We start from the raw sequence: 15,945 nt of genomic DNA, 5'->3' as shown, positions 1-15,945 counted from the left end.
TACTATGAATATAACTGCATGTACCGGAATCATAGAAACGGAGTTTTGGATGATGAAAAAAACAATACTGACTTTCCTTCTATTGCCTCTTTTTCTGATCGCCGTATTTTCTTCGATACAGGTGGATCAGCTGACACAGCTGGCTGATCCGGAAAAAGCCGACGCCGAGCAGCTGACGCCCTCGAAAGCTGAAAAACAGCCGGCTTCTGTCGAGGATCCGATCCGCTCTGAAAGAACAGCTCCCTCAGCCCGAACTCTTACCATCGGGGCCATCGGCGACATTCTGATCCACAGCCCGGTCTATCAGTCCGCTCAAACTGTGAGCGGATACAATTTCAGGCCGATGCTTGAAGCCGTAAAACCTTATTTACAGCAGCCCGACATTCTGACTGCCAACCAGGAATCGCTCTGGGGCGGAAAAAAGCTGGGCCTGTCCGGCTATCCGATGTTCAACAGTCCTCAGGAAATCGGTGAGGCTGTCAAGGATGCCGGCGTGGATATCGTTTCGACCGCAAATAACCATTCCCTTGACCGGCATGAAGCCGGACAGACTGCCGCATTAACGTATATGGACCGAATCGGCATGAAACATGCCGGAACCTATCTGAATGCAGAGGACGCGGCAAAAACCGAAATCACAACTATCCGGGGCATCCGTATTGCCTGGTTGTCCTATACCTATGGAACAAACGGGGTTCCGATCCCTGAGAACAAAGGATATCTGGTCAACCTGATCGACCGGGATAAGATGAGCCGGGATATCCGCCGGGCAAAGGAAGAAGCGGATCTGGTTGTCGTCAGCATCCACTGGGGCACGGAATACCAGCTCCTTCCCAATGGAGAGCAGAAATCGATCGCACAATTTGCCGTCAATGAAGGGGCGGATATTCTCTTCGGAGCGCATCCTCACGTCCTTCAGCCAATGGAGTGGCTAACGTCTGAGGACGGGCACCGCGCACTGGTTATCTATTCGCTCGGCAATTTTCTTTCCGGACAGATCGGTGAAAAAAGACAGATCGGCGGGGTAGCAACCGTTCAGGTCACGAAAAGAACACGGAATGGACGTTCATCCATTGCCCTGTCAGAACCGTCATTTCTGCCCACTTACGTTGCCCGTAATCATGACTTTAAAGTCGTCCCGCTGAAGGAGGCCGGAGCATACGGACTTCCCGGCGCCGAAAACAAATATCAGGAAATCATGAGCCATGTCCTCAGCCCGGTTCGGAGGGCCCGATAATCCGAAGATATGACGGGTCGAAAACACAATAGGAAGCCACCCACGAACAGAATTGGTAAACTGTGTTTCACGCAGACCTATCGATAAGTAAACGGATGCTGCTTATCCTTACTGTTACATTGCTTAATGACTTCCCTTATCACATTTGCCGGGCAGGGTAAAATGCTGATTTGCGGACCCAAACTGTGTTCAGGCAGACATTTTTCATATCTGAAGTTATAAAGTTCCGTTCATCGAAGACAGATTCACTAAAAAAATACCCTTTTCAAACATTGCTCTCCGAGAACATCCGGACCCCTCTGATCAAAGGATTTTCTATTCCTTTACGCATCAGATTACCAAAAACCTTTCGATCGACCCGCGCGGGCAGTCCGGATAGCAATGGAGAAGGACGTTGCCTTCAATACCCGGGCAGTCAGGTAAGCACACCCGTTTGTCCGGACCATTTTCTCAGGGATTTTTCTACTATGAATCCGTATGTAAGAAAAAAATGCCGATGATTTTTATTTCATCAGCATCCCGACTCTTTACTTGACTATGATTGACTTGTTTTACCCTGCCTGAATTTTGAAAAGCCGCGCCAGACGCTTCTCCATGCAGCCGATGATGCGTGCATCAGCCGGCTGCTCATCACGACTCTGCCCGATCGACCATTCTGTGCTCAATCGCTTTTCTCTCTGAATGCCACCATAAAGGTCTGTCGGCGGATTGAACGTTCTGTGCTTCCTGTTTCGTTTCAACCGCAGGCGCCGATCCTCGAAGCGGCTTACCGGCCGTTTCTTTCACAAAAAAGGTGACAAACACGATCCCGATCAGACAGGAGAGAATCATGTAATAAGCAGGGAACAGCTTATTACCAGTGACTTGAATGAGCTGAGCCACAACCAGCGGGGTGGTACCGCCAAACAGCGATGTGGACACGTTATAGGTGATCGACAACGCACCGTACCTCACCGACGTAAAATACAGGGAAGGTAAAAGCGACGGCATCGTCCCCTGAAAAGACGCCAGAAAAACGGCGAGGATCAGTAAGCCCAAGAAAACAGCAGCCGACTGACCGCTTCCGATCAGCCAGAAGGCAGGCAGTGTCAGGACGATGAGGCCGATCAATCCGCCCTGAACGACCCGCCTTGCGCCTATCCGATCACTGATATGCCCCATGAACAAAACAATTGGAATCATGACAATCATGACAATAAGCAGCAAGAGCAGACCCGATGTCTGATTATAGCCAAGCATCGCGCTCAAATGGGCGGGCATATACGTTAACACTGTATAATTGACGACGTTGTAGAAGAAAACAAGAAATAGTCCGATAAGCAGGGCCCGCCAGTGATACGTCAGAATATATCGGAGCGAAGCCGGCCGGCGTTCCTTTGCCTCACGTGCCCGTTTCACTGCTTTAAACGCCGGCGTCTCCTCCATGTGCTCGCGAAGATAAAGCCCGATAATCCCGATCGGTGTCGCGATCAGGAAAGGGATGCGCCAGCCCCAGGCCAGCATCGCCTCCTCACCAAGCAGAAAGGAGAGCAGTGTGACAATGCCGGAACCGAAGATATACCCGACCAGAGTGCCTGCTTCCAGCCCGCTGGAAAAAACGCCTCTTTTTCTGTCAGGCGTGGATTCGGCGATGAATGTCATCGCACCGGAATATTCACCGCCTGTAGAAAATCCCTGAACGAGACGGGCAATGAGCAGCAGAATCGGCGCGGCGATCCCAATTGATGCATAACCCGGGATCAAGCCGATGCTGAGCGTCGCCATTGCCATCATGATTAACGTAATCGCCAGAATCCTCTTTCTCCCCAATCGGTCGCCGAGCATTCCGAAAAACAGTCCGCCGATCGGACGAACAAGAAAAGCGATGCCAAAGGTCGCGAACGAAAAAACGAGCTGAGCCGGACCGCTCACCTGAGGGAAAAAGACCTGACCAATCGTTACGGCCAAATAGGAATAAATGCCAAAATCAAACCATTCCATCGCATTTCCGACCGAAGTGGCAACGACCGCTTTTCTGGCCGTGCCCGCATTCACAATCGTCACTTTTTTCTCCCGGGATTTTCTCTCAGATCTGTTTTTGTTAAACTTCATTTCAGATGACTGTTGTACTTTCTTATCTGTCAAACAAATTATTCCGTCGCTGAAAGCGGTAACGAAATCCCCTGGGCAACCGATGAGAGCTGCAGCCGTTTCATGTGATTTCCGCTCCTGTATCGTCGCTCCCGCTGCCTTATTCAGCGACAGACTTCCTCCTCTTCTTCGCACTAAGACAGTGCCCGTCTTTTATGAAAGATCAATTATGACCAGCCTTTTTATTTGATCAAAGTCCGGTCGATAAACCAGAATCTATCCGGATGTTTACGTTCTGATTGTTCCCTGTTTTCAGACATGCATTCCATGCCGGCCGGTGAAGTTCCGCATTCCCATCATACAATAAATTAAATTTAATAGAAAGTTTATATACTTTATATATAATATATTTTGTACCAATTGGCCGATTGCTCAGCCTTTCTGAAAAAGGAAAAAGATGACGGTGGCCACGTCAGCGGATAATTTGCCCATGCAAGCGAAAAGCTGGTCGTTAAGTGATGAAAGCACCAAGTAATGGGCAGGTAGCCCTGGTGGTTTGTATTTTGGTATTCGGGGTTTTGCGGACACTTAATGTTTATGACATCGATAGAGCATTCTTTATTTTTACAGGTGCGTTTGTACTATTTGAATATTTTTTAGGAATGATCATCTTTAATTACATGAGCAAAAAGCTATAAAGATGGAATAAGAAGATCGGATCTACCTGCGTAGTATCCGTCCTCAGATTGAATCATGAGTTGACTGCGTGAGTAATCAACTTTTTCTATCACTTGAATAAATCAAGCGTTTAACTGGCAATATTTCATCTTTCTTCCAGGATCTAAAAGGCTTTGTAAATTAGCCGGAGATATTCCGCTTAATTAGTAAATGAGGATAAAAGGAAGCTTCAATAAACAGAGATATTCCGCCTATTGACTCAAAAAATATGAAAATGGGGGGGAGTTTCATGGCATAATCGGAAAACTTCCGCTTATGATACTCTGAAACCCGTTCTGTTCTGCATTTAAGCCGAAAATTTCCGCTTATTAAGGAAAACGATTATCGTCTGGTTATTTGGCGGTGCTGGAACAGCTGAATGGGCGAGACGGCTGTTACGCGAGCGGGGAGAGTGCAGCTGCAGCCGACCGACGCGAGGCGTGAGCTGGCGTGGATAGGGTACCGTTGCGACTGTGTACGCTTTCCCCCTGATGCTGTCCTTTGCTGTATTCCAGCACCTGAAATGCGGTGGCCAATCAGTTAACCAGATCTTTCTGAAAGCCTTCGGGATGCCAGGCTTCCCACTCTTCACGCAGCACGCCGTATCCGATTGAATCGTAGTATTTTCCGTTAACGATGCGTGCCTTGCGAAAGCAGGCTTCTTTGGTGTAACCGAGCTTCTCTGCCAACTTCATCATACCGAAATTTCCGGACCAGGTGCGCAGATCGACACGGACGATCTCCGGCATCGCTTGAAATAGGTAATCGGTCCATAAACCAAAGGCTTCATATCCGCGACCGGAACCCCATTGTTTCGGGTCGTAAATAGCGATCCCGGCACACAGCCAATTGGTTTCCCTGCTCTCCCAGTACCAGCCGACATTGCCGATCAACTTGTCCGTCTTCTTATCAGAAATAGCCAGCCCTTTCCCTGGCGCCTCCAGCGTGCCCTTTTCCAGCTTCTGATAATAGGTTTCGACCTGCTGAACGATTTCTTCTTTTGATTTTCGCGGATAATACGGTCCATCAAATTTCTGCCAGTACCGGCCCGGTGACATCCAGTAGATCCAGTCGTCCCTATCTGCCGGTGTCCAGTTACGGATCACGATTTGTTTGCCTTCATAACGAATCATCATTATCATCCTTGTGGCTTAAAATTTAATTTTAAGTTTTTGTTCTTTGTTAGGATATATTCTTAACTTTAAACCCTTTAATACCATTGTTGTTTCACCTCTTTTCTTTAACTATAATATATCATGATGTTATTATCTTGTAAATATTATGAATAAATGTTATTATAGTCATGAGGTGACAATGATATGAGTACGATAGCGAGTAACAAAACAAGAACACTATTGACCATTGAGAAAGACTTAAAGAAAGAGTTGGAACAAATAGCCAAAGAACAAAACAGATCATTTAACAATTTAGTGATTACAGTATTGAAAAGATACGCCGAGAACACTCATGACTGAAGTCACGAGTGTTCTCGGCTAATAATAAATAGATGCTTTCCTGTTTGTGCGCAGCGCAACAATGCGTTTTGTGTTCGTTCCGATATCTCTTTTCGAGAGTTAAGCAGTGTCCCGTCCAGGTCAAAAACAAACGCACAAATCCGTTGATCAGGATTCATGACGATACCGCCTTTTTTCATTTTATTATAGCATTGATACATCTGAAAAAAGGGAAAACCTGACTTAAAAATGAGACAGGACCGATTCAGCAGAAATAAATTATTTGAACAGCACCACATCGTGTTGAAGATTGTTCGGCCAAATGATAGGACCTGAAACAACACGGTATCAATAGAAAGAAACAAGCACTCCTTCCTGCGGAGGGCCTGACTGGTTCTGATTCATCATTTTTTAATAATCAGGAAATAGATATCGCATACTTTTCCCGTATCAGACATGCAGCGATCATCGTAAAGTTCAAAATCTACACAATCCAGTGCATACTCATATCCCGATTGTAGTTTCAGGTCCCCTGAATTGCGGATGCAAAGCTTTCAGCATGACATGGCGGAGTCGAGAATACGGCATAGGAAGCAGGTGGCACTTCGCATGTATAATAACCGTCCGGTATCGTTACGCTCTCCTTTCGTTCAACGTCGATCACATAGTCAAACACCGACACCCCATTGAAATACTCTGCAGAAATGCCAGGTTGAAAATCTGCATGTGCTGCTAAAATTTCAGAGGTGATGTTCTCTGTAATATGTTCGTCAACATAGTCCAGAGTTTTTTGCAGGATTGCGATCGTGTCCATGAAAAATTTTTTCCCATCCGTACGGTAACCCCAGTATATCAGCCAATCCGCGCACTCGTTTTTGGCAGAATACGGCATGAAACGGATCTATAATTAACCGCGCATAGTGACTTTCGGCGTTTTCCTTGTATGAAGATGACAGGCTGCAAAATGACCGTTTTCCACCTCAACAAACTCCGGACGTTTTTCCGCACACACATCCATGACATACGGACAACGGGTTCGGAAAATACAGCCGGTCGGCGGATTAATCGGGCTTGGAATTTCTCCCTTTAAAAGGATTCGCTCTCTTTTTTCTTCAATATCAGGATCAGGGATCGGGATGGCAGAAAGCAGCGCTTTCGTATATGGATGCAGCGGTTTTTCGTACAGTTCATGGCTTGTCGTCAATTCAACAAGATGCCCGAGATACATGACACCGATTCGGTTACTGATATACTTCACCATTGAGAGGTCATGGGCAATGAACATCATCGTTAATCCTTTTTCCTTCTGAAGTCTTTTCAAAAGGTAGACCACCTGTGCCTGAACAGACACATCCAGGGCTGAAATCGGTTCATCAGCAATGATCAATTCCGGATCAAGTGCCAGTGCACGGGCAATACCGATACGCTGCCGCTGTCCCCCGCTGAATTCATGCGGATACCGATTCAGAAAGCTCCCATTTAAACCAACTTCTTCAAGCAGTCCTTCGACTTTCGCTCTGCGTTCTTTCTGATTTTTATACGTTTTATGAATATCCATTGGTTCAGCAACCAGCTCCAGCACCGTTGACCGCGGGTTCAAAGAGGCATAGGGATCCTGAAAAATCATTTGCATACTGCGGTGCAGACGAAACCGTTCTGAAGGATTCATTTGATCGACATTGCGGCCACGAAACGTAATGCGGCCCGCTGTTTTTTCGTAGAGCCCCATAATGGTGCGGCCGAGTGTTGACTTACCACAGCCGGATTCGCCGACAATGCCGAGCGTCTCACCGGCATCTATTGAGAGATCGATACCGTCAACAGCTTTCAGCGTCTGGTTTCGACCCATGTCAAAATACTTTTTCAAATGCTCTGTTTTTAGAAGGGGGGTCCTTCCCATCAGCTATCATTCCTTCCCGCAGTCCCTGATGACACCACTTATCCTGTACGTTTAATCTATGAAAAGCCGTTTTCCATGAGCGGGAAACGGCTTTTTGGTTGATTGACTTTCCTTGCGTTAACGCATCGTCAGTTTGATTTGGTTGCCCATTTCAATTCCATGTAGCCTACTGGATGACGAACAATTCCTTTCACCTTGCTATTCTGCAGTTCACCCTGGTTGTAGAAATAAACCGGGAAGAGCGGCATCTCGTTCATTAACAGTTTTTCAGCCTGATACATCAGGGCATATCGCTTCGCATCGTCTTTCTCAGTCTTCGCCTGTTTAATCAGCTGATCGTATTCCTTGTTGCTCCACTGCATGCTGTTCATCGGCATGCCGGTGATGAAGTTTTCCAGGAAGTTGATCGGATCGCCGTAATCCGCCAGGAAAGAGCCGCGGGAGAACTGGAATTTACCCTTCTTCTGATCCACCCCATAAACATTCCATTCCATGTTGGCCAGTTTCACCGATACGCCGAGATTTTTCTTATACATTTCCTGAACCGCTTCGGCAACCGCCTTATTGATATCGGTTGTGTTGTACGTCAGCGTGACCGGCGGCAGCGTCTTGTAGCCTTCTTCTTTCATCCCTTCTGCCAGCAGTTTTTTCGCTTCTGAAGGGTCATATTTATAGAGATTGCCATTAGACTTGCGGAAATCCTCTCCGCCCGGGTCTTTAAATCCGGGAGAAACAAAACCGTATGCCGGATCATTCTTTTGCTTCACGACATAATCGACAATTTGCTTATTGTCAACGGCAAGCGCAAACGCTTTTCTGATTTTGGCATTATCAAAGGGCTTCATCTTCACATTCATGCTGAAGAAATAAGTTCCGGCCTGTGGTTCTACTTTGACTTTTCCTTCTTTAAACAACTGATCGGCCAGATCCGGCGGTACGCTTGCCGAATCGAGTTCTCCGGTTTGGTACATCTGATACTCAGTGTTGGTATCGTTAACCATTGCCCAGTCGACTTCGTCCAGTTTGACACTTTTCTTGTCCCAGTATGTCGTGCTCTTTTTAAAGACCATGTTTGAATCATGTTTCCAGGAAGCGAGCTTAAATGGGCCATTTCCTGTAAATGTCTTTGCTTCCGCGTACCATTTGGGATTTTTTTCAGCAACGTTTTGATTCACCGGGAAGAACGCCGGGTTCGAAATCATATTCAGAAAATAAGACTGCGGTGCGGTCAGCGTAACCTTTAACGTCTTGTCATCAACGGCTGTTACTTGTACATCATCAGCGGAGCCTTTTTTCAAATTATAGGCTTCGCCGCCTTCAATGAGGTAGCCGAGAAAGGCGGCCGGTGAGCCGGTTTCCGGATTTAAGAGTCGTTTCCATGCGTATTCAAAGTCTCCGGCCGTCAGGTCATCACCGTTATCCCACTTTGCGTCTTTGCGAATATGGAAGGTATAGGTTTTGCCATCCGGAGAAACATCCCACTTTTCAGCAGATGCCGGATGCGGTTCGTGATTCTTACCGAGACGTGTCAGCCCTTCCATCAGGTTGTTCAGCGCATTCCACGATTGTGCATCGAAGCCGATTGGTGGATTAAACGATGTCGGCTCTGCGCCATTGTTCAATTTCAAAACCTGCTTGCCATCTGATTTTTCATTTGACGCATTGGGTTTGGCTGTACACGCGCCGAGCACAAACACGAGTAATAAAGCCAGCGCCAGCATCAGGCTGTTCTTAAACCCCTTTTTCAAATCAATCCCTCCCGCATTTTAACCGGTTTCAACCTTTTGCCGAATGGCACCGGCTCTTTTATCTAAAAGCCAGCAATCCGCAGTATGATGATCATTTACTGCAGTCACAGGCGGTTGAACATGACGGCAAACTTCCATGGCATAAGGACATCTGTCGCAAAATGAACACCCTTGCGGCGGCGCAAATAAATCCGGCGGCGCCCCTTCAATCGGCTTTAATGTGTCCGAAGGCAGGTCGAGACGGACAATCGTATTGAGTAATGCCTGCGTGTAGGGATGCCGGGCGTGATAGAAAATATCGCGTTTGTTGCCCATCTCGACAATGTTTCCTGCATACATCACCGCCACGCGATCTGCGGTTTTGGCAACGACCCCTAAATCATGCGTGATCATGATCATGGAGACGTTTGTCTCTTCCTGAATTTGATCGAACAACTCCAGGATTTGCGCTTGAATCGTGACATCAAGTGCTGTGGTCGGTTCATCGGCAATAATGAGACTCGGCTTACAGATCAGGGCCATGGCAATGACAATGCGCTGCCTCATCCCGCCGCTGAATTGATGCGGGTATTGTTTCATGCGCTGCTCTGCATTTGCTATGCCGACCCGTTCAAGCATCTCAGTGGCTTTTTGCCAGGCGGCCTGATGTGCTATTTTCTTTTGGTAGATGATCCCTTCAGTCAGCTGAGAACCAATCGTTAAGGTTGGATTCAGCGCGGTCATCGGGTCTTGAAAGATCATCGAAATATCCGCGCCCTGAATACGGCGCATCTTCTTTGCTGATAACGTCGTCAGCTCCGTACCTCTGAATCGAATCGATCCGGTAATCATCTCCCCATGCGATTTTGGGATCAGACCCATTATCGCAAGTGACGTAACGCTCTTACCGCATCCTGATTCGCCAACGATCGCCAGCGTCTCTCCCCGGGCTATATCAAAATGAACACCGCGAACCGCATGGACTTTTCCGCCATGAATTTGAAAAGAAACATGCAGGTCCCTCACTTCCAGCAGCTTATCCGATGATTTTTTCAAAGGGGGTCATCTCCTTAACTTCGGATCGAGTGCGTCCTGCAGGCCGTCACCAAGAATATTAAATGCAAACATCGTTAATGAAATAAAGAGGGCCGGGAAAAACAGGCGCCACCAATAACCGGCAAGCAGTGCCGACAATCCGTCATTTGCCATGACGCCCCAGCTTGCAAAGGGCGCCTGGACGCCTAATCCGAGAAAACTTAAAAAGGCTTCGGAAAAAATGGCCGATGGTACGGTTAACGTCATTTGAACAATAATCGGACCCATGGTATTGGGAATCAGATTTTTTTGAACAATGCGCCAGGGCCTGCTTCCAAATGATCTGGATGCCGTGACAAATTCATAATTTTTTAATTGAAGCACCTGGCCTCTGACAATGCGTGCCATGCCCGTCCAGCCTGTAACCGTCAGTGCGACGATAATCGTTAATAAGCTTGGGCCCATGACAACCATCAGTAATATGACGACCAGAAGATAAGGCAGCCCGTAAAGGATCTCAATGATTCGCATCATAACAAGATCTGTTTTCCCGCCGATATAGCCGGAGATTCCGCCATAGGCCACACCGATCAGGAGATCGACCAGAGCGGCAACAATGCCGACGAACAGTGAAATTCGCGCCCCGTACCAGGTCCGGGTAAATACATCGCGTCCAAGTTCATCGGTACCGAACCAGTGATCGGCCGAGGGGGACAGATTCTGCAAAGTCAGATGCTGTGCCGTCACAGAGTATGGGGAGACAACTGGTCCAAAAAGGGCAGCAATCATGAGAAAAATCAGGAAACCCAGGCCCAGCATCGCTAATTTATTTTTTGTAAGCTGAATCCAGGCATCACGCCAATAGGAAGTACCTGGCCGCACAAGCGACTGCTGTACCGTTTTTTTGCGATCAAGACGGCGAAACCATGCTTCCGGAACATTTTGCGCCGTGATCTTTTCCTGCAGATCATTTGCACGAATCATTGGCTCCCCTCCTTGCTCTGCTTGATTCGCGGATCAAGCCAGCCGTAGGCGAGATCGACGAGAAAGAGCATAAAGATCAAAAGGGCGCTGTAGAACATCGTTGTTCCCATAATGACGGGGTAGTCTCTGGAATTAATGCTGTCAACAAAGTATTTGCCCATACCGGGGATAGCAAAAATTTTCTCAATGACAAATGTGCCGGTCAAAATGCTTGCCGCCAGGGTGCCAAGCACCGTTACCGCGGGTAGCAGCGCATTTTTCAACGCATGCTTCGTTACGATAATAAACGGCGGCAGCCCTTTAGCACGGGCGGTCCGAATATAATCCTGAGTCAGCACTTCAAGCATGCTGGACCGGATCAGCCGCGCAATGATTGCCATCGGACCGGTCGCAAGCGCGATAATCGGCATAATCATGTACGAGAACCCCTGCCATGTGCCGGCCGGAAGCAAATGAAGATTCACGGCAAATTCCTGGATCAGCAGTGTGGCCAGAACAAAATTTGGAATCGAAATGCCCAGAACAGCCAGGGTCATGGCCAGATAATCAATCAGGCCATTATGCTTTAATGCGGCAAAAATACCGAGAATAACCCCTGATATCACGGCGACGGCAAGCGACCACATGCCCAGCTCAAATGAAACCGGAAACCCTCGTCCAAGCAAATCATTCACGGTTTGCGCAGGCTGTTTGATCGACGGACCATATGTAAATGTTGCAATGGACTTAAGATAGATGAGATACTGAACCGGGAGCGGCTGATCAATATGATAATGCGCTTCAAGATTTTTTACTGCAGCATCACTCAATACCTTTCCGTTTATGTTATTAAAGGGTGAGCCCGGGATCGCATGCATGAGCAGAAAGGTCAATGTCGCAATGACCCATAAAGTTAAGAGCATGGCAAAAAATCTTTTCAAGACAAAGCGCAGCATAAGAACCATCCCTTATTTTCTACTCGAATGAATGTTGAAGAAAAGCATTTTCAGGCGTTCGTTATGTACAAAACCCAGCTCAGTAAAAGGAGCTGGATTGAATACAGGATATCAGATCAATACGAATGACTTCAGGGGCCTGCTACAAGCTGGCGGGGAAATATGAAATCGCTAACATATTAAGTATAAAACTATTATATCCATAATAAATATACTTGTCAATAATTAAAAAATTTTATTAATTTTCTGTTTAATACACCAAAGCTGAAAAAAAGCAATCCGCCGATTCAGAGCAGATTGCTTTATTCCTTCAATAATGTAATCAGGGCATGGCATCCAGTTTTTTCAACAGCTGATCATAATGCGCCAGAGTTTCTGTGTCTTTAACCTCTACACCGGACTTGAAGTAGGTGATCCTGCCGCTTCCTCCGCCAATCTGATGCAGTCTTTCCAGCGTATGCTTCAGATTCAGTGCAGTTCCGAGCCCACCGTCAATCACATGTGTTTCTTTGGGGAATTGCTGCTGAATGATGTCTTTAAAAATGGGAAAATGGGTGCAGCCAAGCACCACCGTACCGTACTGGTTCAAATCAAACGGTTGCAGTTGTTTCTGTAAATAAGGAACAATATCCTCCGGTTTAAAATCGAATGCTTCCGCAAATTCAACCAGTTTCGGCATCGGCAGCGGGTCAACAATATCATGCTTATCAATCCGTTCGACCAGACGGTGATATTTTTCTTCCTTCAGCGTCAGCCGCGTCGCCATCACCAGAACTTTTTTCATCTCCGACTGGCTTTCAATCACTGCCGGTTTGACAGCCGGTTCAATGCCGATAATCGGAATTGAATAATTTTGGCGCAAGTCTTCGATCGCTGCACTCGTTGCCGTATTACAGGCCACTACCAGCGCCTTAATGTTACGGGCAACCAGGAAGTCAGCAGCTTCAAAAATATACTTTTTCAATTCATTTTTCGGCTTTTCTCCATACGGAAGATGCGCCGTATCCGCATAATAGAGAAAATTTTCGTTTGGCATCAGTTTTCTGATCTGATGCAGGACGGTCATGCCGCCAATGCCGGAATCAAATACAGCTATGTTCATGATCAATCACTTTTCTTCATAATTTTTGTCCCTGACATTGCTTCATTGTATCACCTTTTTATGGTCCGGGAAACTGACTGTGATCTGAGTCTAATCACCCGGCAAACATCGTTTTAATCTCCTCCTCAGCCAGTTCATTCGGACGCTCAAGCATCACCATATGAGGCATCTCCTGCTTCTCTAAGTTTATACCTTATTTCCTCTTCACCAGCCGTAACATAGCGCACATGCCACATCATATTCACCCCGGCGTGTTGTTTCGTTAATTATAATCGAAAAATGCAGGTTTGTGGGAAAAAGGATAAGTCTGGTGCAACGAAAAGAGTCAGACTGACGCCATTTCAAAGCTCCTGCCCACCTGCGTTCATCCCCCCCACAGTTCCGGTGGGTTCATCTCATAAATACTGTTCTTTCGATGCATAAACTGATAGACAATCAGTTCGCGGCGCAGTGTAGCATAATCCGCATAAAACTTCCTGAGATAAGTGCTGATTTCCTTTTCAGAATAGGCCTTTCCATATTTCAGCCCTTTGACAAGCTGCGCCATCACCACCATTCGTTTTTTTCGTTGCGCAGGAATGGTCTTTAACGAGCCATCGGCATTAAAAAAGGCGTCCAGTATTTTTACACGTTCCTCTTCAGTGACTTCCGGCAGCATTGACGGTTTCCCCTTTCCAAATGATAATAGTGCTTTCGCCTGACCTTCCAGAACTTTCTTCTCTAAAGAAAAATAAATGGTATTTTTGACCCGACTTTCCCTGATGAGACCCGCCTCACGTAATTTATCGATGTGGTGGGTAATGGTCGGCGGCTTCAAACCCAGCTTGCCGGCAATCGCCTGGCCATGAAGCTTTTGATCGCGCAGGAGGGCAACAATCCGCAGCCGCGTGGGGTCCCCCATTGCTTTGTAAAAAGTAATCATTCGATTAAACTGCATCGAATCACCTCTAATTAGTTATGCATCTAATTAGATATTAATAAAAATTCTTCACCTTTGCAAGATGACATTTGACTAAAGTTGATTTTTATCTTATGAGACAATCGGAAATCTGGTGCGATGTGGTCGACATTGCAGGGGGATCGAAATTTTCATCGAGCGGCGCCATCGTTAACTGCCTTATTATTTAATAAACTGTCTGATGTAGCCGTTTAGTTCTGACGCTGCTTTTGTCGGAATCTGGTGTTTGACGTTTTGAATCCATTTCAGTTCGTTATGCGGCAGTTGTTCATGCAGTACTTTCGCGTAACGAAAAAAGCCGCGATCTTTAAGTCCGAAGACCAGTAATATCGGCAGTTGAATCTGATCCAATTGACGGGTGCAGGTGTAGGACAGACTGTAGTAATAGTACTCGGCTACGTTTTTGCCTGATCCCTGTCGTTCTTCCCGCAGCATTTTCCAAAACGAAGAGAGTGTATTCATATTCGTTCCGGCAATATAAAAGCCTAATAAAGAAAGTGCTCTTATCCGCGCAAGCGTCCCTGCCAGAACCAGTTTGCTTTTTAATGACCAGTTGCTGACTTCAGACAGGCCGCTGACCAGGATGCCGCCCATTGCCCGGTTCTGGTACTTCAGGAAAAACTCCAGCGCAATTGATCCCCCGGTTGAATAACCGCAGATATAGGCTTTACGAATGTTCAGATGATCGAGCAAATGCAGCATATCATCCGCAATGAGCGGGTAAGTCAGGGTCTCGTCCGTTGCTGAACTTCTTCCATGACCGCGTATGTCAAAAGTAATGATTTGATAATCCTTAGATAGTTCCTTCATTTGATTTAAAAAGTTGAAATGAGTCAGTAACGGAGGATGAACAAAAAGAATCGGGATCCCCTGGCCCTGAACAGTGTAGTAGAGTTGGCAGTCATCTGCCTGGAAATAGGGCATCGCCCAGTCACCTCAGAGAAATGAATTGCCCCTATTTTCCCCAAACGTTGCGCTTCTATCCAGATATCTTGTGACAACCGGGAATGATTCAGCGTGGACACGGCAGACTAAGTGCGTGAGGAAGTGATTAAATGAAGCAACCCTTATGTATCGTTATCCATGGGTTCGCCGGAAACCCGTGGGAAGTGGAACCGCTGGCTCGCGCACTTGAACACTCCGGGTTTGACGTCATCACCCCGCTTTTGCCTGGGCATGATCGAGAAAAAAAGCGTATGGAAAAGAGCACTGCGCCGGACTGGCTGCAGGCGATTGAAAAAATTGTTACACGGACAAAAGACGACAAGAGAGAGATTCATCTGATCGGCTTTTCAATGGGCGCGATGATCGCCTCGATTACGGCCTCCAGGTATCCGATCTCTTCTCTGGTCCTGCTTTCTCCAGCTGTTTATGTGCTGACCCCTCATGTTTTCAAAATGAGGTGGGAAAGATTTCATCAACGGAAAAAAGGGAAACCGGAAGAATATGATTCACCATTCACTCAAAAGGTCCCGCTTGCCAATGTCTTTCAGTTTCACAAAGTTGTCAGGCAGGCCAAACGGATTTTTCACAATCTTCATGCCCCACTGTGTATCATTCACGGTGAACGGGATGAAACGATCGATCCGAAAAGCGCTAAACTGATTTTTCACGCGGCTGCTTCGGAAGAAAAAGAACTGCACTATCTGCCGTACGCGCGGCATCATATTTGTCAGGGCGACGATCGTGACAAGGTTATCCGATTTGTGACGCTGTTTCTAAACAAGCATCGAACCTTATAATCCACAGGTATTTTGTTTATTAGAAAAACCGGGATGCGTCCGGTCTTTACTTCCGCCGGATTAGGTTGCATCAGCACTGGCAGG

The 15,945-nt window shown here is 46.9% G+C and carries 15 protein-coding genes; 2 read left to right on the top strand and 13 right to left on the bottom strand.

Features of this window, described 5'->3' with window-relative positions; genetic code table 11:
* Nucleotides 1-52 precede the first annotated feature (52 nt).
* On the top strand, nt 53-1,237 hold the full coding sequence (locus EWH91_RS07070) for a CapA family protein (protein ID WP_129929340.1): 1,185 nt from the start codon (nt 53-55) through the stop codon (nt 1,235-1,237).
* Nucleotides 1,238-1,867: 630 nt separating this feature from the next.
* Here the strand turns inward: EWH91_RS07070 and EWH91_RS07065 are convergent.
* From EWH91_RS07065 to EWH91_RS07000, 13 genes are all read right to left on the bottom strand, one after another.
* Nucleotides 1,868-3,328, bottom strand: a complete 1,461-nt coding sequence (locus EWH91_RS07065) for an MFS transporter (RefSeq protein ID WP_129929339.1) — start codon at nt 3,326-3,328, stop codon at nt 1,868-1,870.
* A 1,232-nt stretch (nt 3,329-4,560) separates the two neighbouring features.
* Complete coding sequence (locus EWH91_RS07060) at nt 4,561-5,157, bottom strand: GNAT family N-acetyltransferase (RefSeq protein ID WP_129929338.1); 597 nt, start codon at nt 5,155-5,157, stop codon at nt 4,561-4,563.
* Between the two features lie 18 nt (nt 5,158-5,175).
* Nucleotides 5,176-5,244, bottom strand: a complete 69-nt coding sequence (locus EWH91_RS14995) for a helix-turn-helix domain-containing protein (protein WP_129929414.1) — start codon at nt 5,242-5,244, stop codon at nt 5,176-5,178.
* A 257-nt stretch (nt 5,245-5,501) separates the two neighbouring features.
* A complete protein-coding gene (locus tag EWH91_RS14990) occupies nt 5,502-5,657 on the bottom strand; it encodes an HAD hydrolase family protein (RefSeq protein ID WP_165364265.1) in 156 nt (51 codons plus the stop codon).
* Between the two features lie 344 nt (nt 5,658-6,001).
* A complete protein-coding gene (locus EWH91_RS07040; protein WP_129929335.1) occupies nt 6,002-6,292 on the bottom strand; it encodes a hypothetical protein in 291 nt (96 codons plus the stop codon).
* A 93-nt stretch (nt 6,293-6,385) separates the two neighbouring features.
* Nucleotides 6,386-7,378, bottom strand: coding sequence for an ABC transporter ATP-binding protein (locus EWH91_RS07035; RefSeq protein WP_129929334.1), 993 nt, complete (start codon nt 7,376-7,378; stop codon nt 6,386-6,388).
* Nucleotides 7,379-7,506: 128 nt separating this feature from the next.
* Nucleotides 7,507-9,099, bottom strand: coding sequence for a peptide ABC transporter substrate-binding protein (locus EWH91_RS07030; protein WP_206184304.1), 1,593 nt, complete (start codon nt 9,097-9,099; stop codon nt 7,507-7,509).
* 45 nt (nt 9,100-9,144) lie between these two features.
* Nucleotides 9,145-10,161 carry an ABC transporter ATP-binding protein gene (locus EWH91_RS07025; RefSeq protein WP_129929333.1) on the bottom strand — a complete coding sequence of 339 codons (1,017 nt, stop codon included), beginning with the start codon at nt 10,159-10,161 and terminating at the stop codon, nt 9,145-9,147.
* Between the two features lie 6 nt (nt 10,162-10,167).
* Nucleotides 10,168-11,124, bottom strand: coding sequence for an ABC transporter permease (locus EWH91_RS07020; protein WP_129929332.1), 957 nt, complete (start codon nt 11,122-11,124; stop codon nt 10,168-10,170).
* Nucleotides 11,121-12,059, bottom strand: coding sequence for an ABC transporter permease (locus tag EWH91_RS07015; RefSeq protein WP_129929331.1), 939 nt, complete (start codon nt 12,057-12,059; stop codon nt 11,121-11,123). Before EWH91_RS07015 ends, EWH91_RS07020 begins: the two co-directional genes overlap by 4 nt.
* A 322-nt stretch (nt 12,060-12,381) precedes the next feature.
* The gene (gene murI, locus EWH91_RS07010) at nt 12,382-13,161 is read right to left on the bottom strand and encodes a glutamate racemase (RefSeq protein ID WP_129929330.1); all 780 of its coding nucleotides are present in this window, start codon (nt 13,159-13,161) and stop codon (nt 12,382-12,384) included.
* Nucleotides 13,162-13,525: 364 nt separating this feature from the next.
* Complete coding sequence (locus EWH91_RS07005) at nt 13,526-14,098, bottom strand: DUF2087 domain-containing protein (protein ID WP_129929329.1); 573 nt, start codon at nt 14,096-14,098, stop codon at nt 13,526-13,528.
* 183 nt (nt 14,099-14,281) lie between these two features.
* On the bottom strand, nt 14,282-15,043 hold the full coding sequence (locus tag EWH91_RS07000; RefSeq protein ID WP_129929328.1) for an alpha/beta fold hydrolase: 762 nt from the start codon (nt 15,041-15,043) through the stop codon (nt 14,282-14,284).
* A 131-nt stretch (nt 15,044-15,174) separates the two neighbouring features.
* On the opposite strand from EWH91_RS07000, the gene EWH91_RS06995 reads away from it, so the two are divergent.
* Nucleotides 15,175-15,861 (top strand): alpha/beta hydrolase, encoded by a 687-nt coding sequence (locus EWH91_RS06995; protein WP_129929327.1) that lies wholly within the window; start codon nt 15,175-15,177, stop codon nt 15,859-15,861.
* Nucleotides 15,862-15,945 lie beyond the last annotated feature (84 nt).

Source organism: Sporolactobacillus sp. THM19-2 (genome assembly GCF_004153195.1).
GTDB lineage: Bacteria > Bacillota > Bacilli > Bacillales > Sporolactobacillaceae > Sporolactobacillus.
The sequence above is the reverse complement of the archived record's forward strand: the minus strand, read 5'-3'. Positions and strand labels throughout refer to the sequence as shown.

Coding starts and splice junctions, on each gene's coding strand:
- EWH91_RS07070 (WP_129929340.1), top strand. CDS start 53: ATGAAAAAAACAATACTGACTTTCCTTCTATTGCCTCTTTTTCTGATC.
- EWH91_RS14990 (WP_165364265.1), bottom strand. CDS start 5,657: ATGAATCCTGATCAACGGATTTGTGCGTTTGTTTTTGACCTGGACGGG.
- EWH91_RS07015 (WP_129929331.1), bottom strand. CDS start 12,059: ATGCTGCGCTTTGTCTTGAAAAGATTTTTTGCCATGCTCTTAACTTTA.
- EWH91_RS07000 (WP_129929328.1), bottom strand. CDS start 15,043: ATGCCCTATTTCCAGGCAGATGACTGCCAACTCTACTACACTGTTCAG.
- EWH91_RS07060 (WP_129929338.1), bottom strand. CDS start 5,157: ATGATTCGTTATGAAGGCAAACAAATCGTGATCCGTAACTGGACACCG.
- murI (WP_129929330.1), bottom strand. CDS start 13,161: ATGAACATAGCTGTATTTGATTCCGGCATTGGCGGCATGACCGTCCTG.
- EWH91_RS07040 (WP_129929335.1), bottom strand. CDS start 6,292: ATGGACACGATCGCAATCCTGCAAAAAACTCTGGACTATGTTGACGAA.
- EWH91_RS07020 (WP_129929332.1), bottom strand. CDS start 11,124: ATGATTCGTGCAAATGATCTGCAGGAAAAGATCACGGCGCAAAATGTT.
- EWH91_RS06995 (WP_129929327.1), top strand. CDS start 15,175: ATGAAGCAACCCTTATGTATCGTTATCCATGGGTTCGCCGGAAACCCG.
- EWH91_RS07030 (WP_206184304.1), bottom strand. CDS start 9,099: ATGCTGGCGCTGGCTTTATTACTCGTGTTTGTGCTCGGCGCGTGTACA.
- EWH91_RS07035 (WP_129929334.1), bottom strand. CDS start 7,378: ATGGGAAGGACCCCCCTTCTAAAAACAGAGCATTTGAAAAAGTATTTT.
- EWH91_RS07065 (WP_129929339.1), bottom strand. CDS start 3,328: ATGAAGTTTAACAAAAACAGATCTGAGAGAAAATCCCGGGAGAAAAAA.
- EWH91_RS07005 (WP_129929329.1), bottom strand. CDS start 14,098: ATGCAGTTTAATCGAATGATTACTTTTTACAAAGCAATGGGGGACCCC.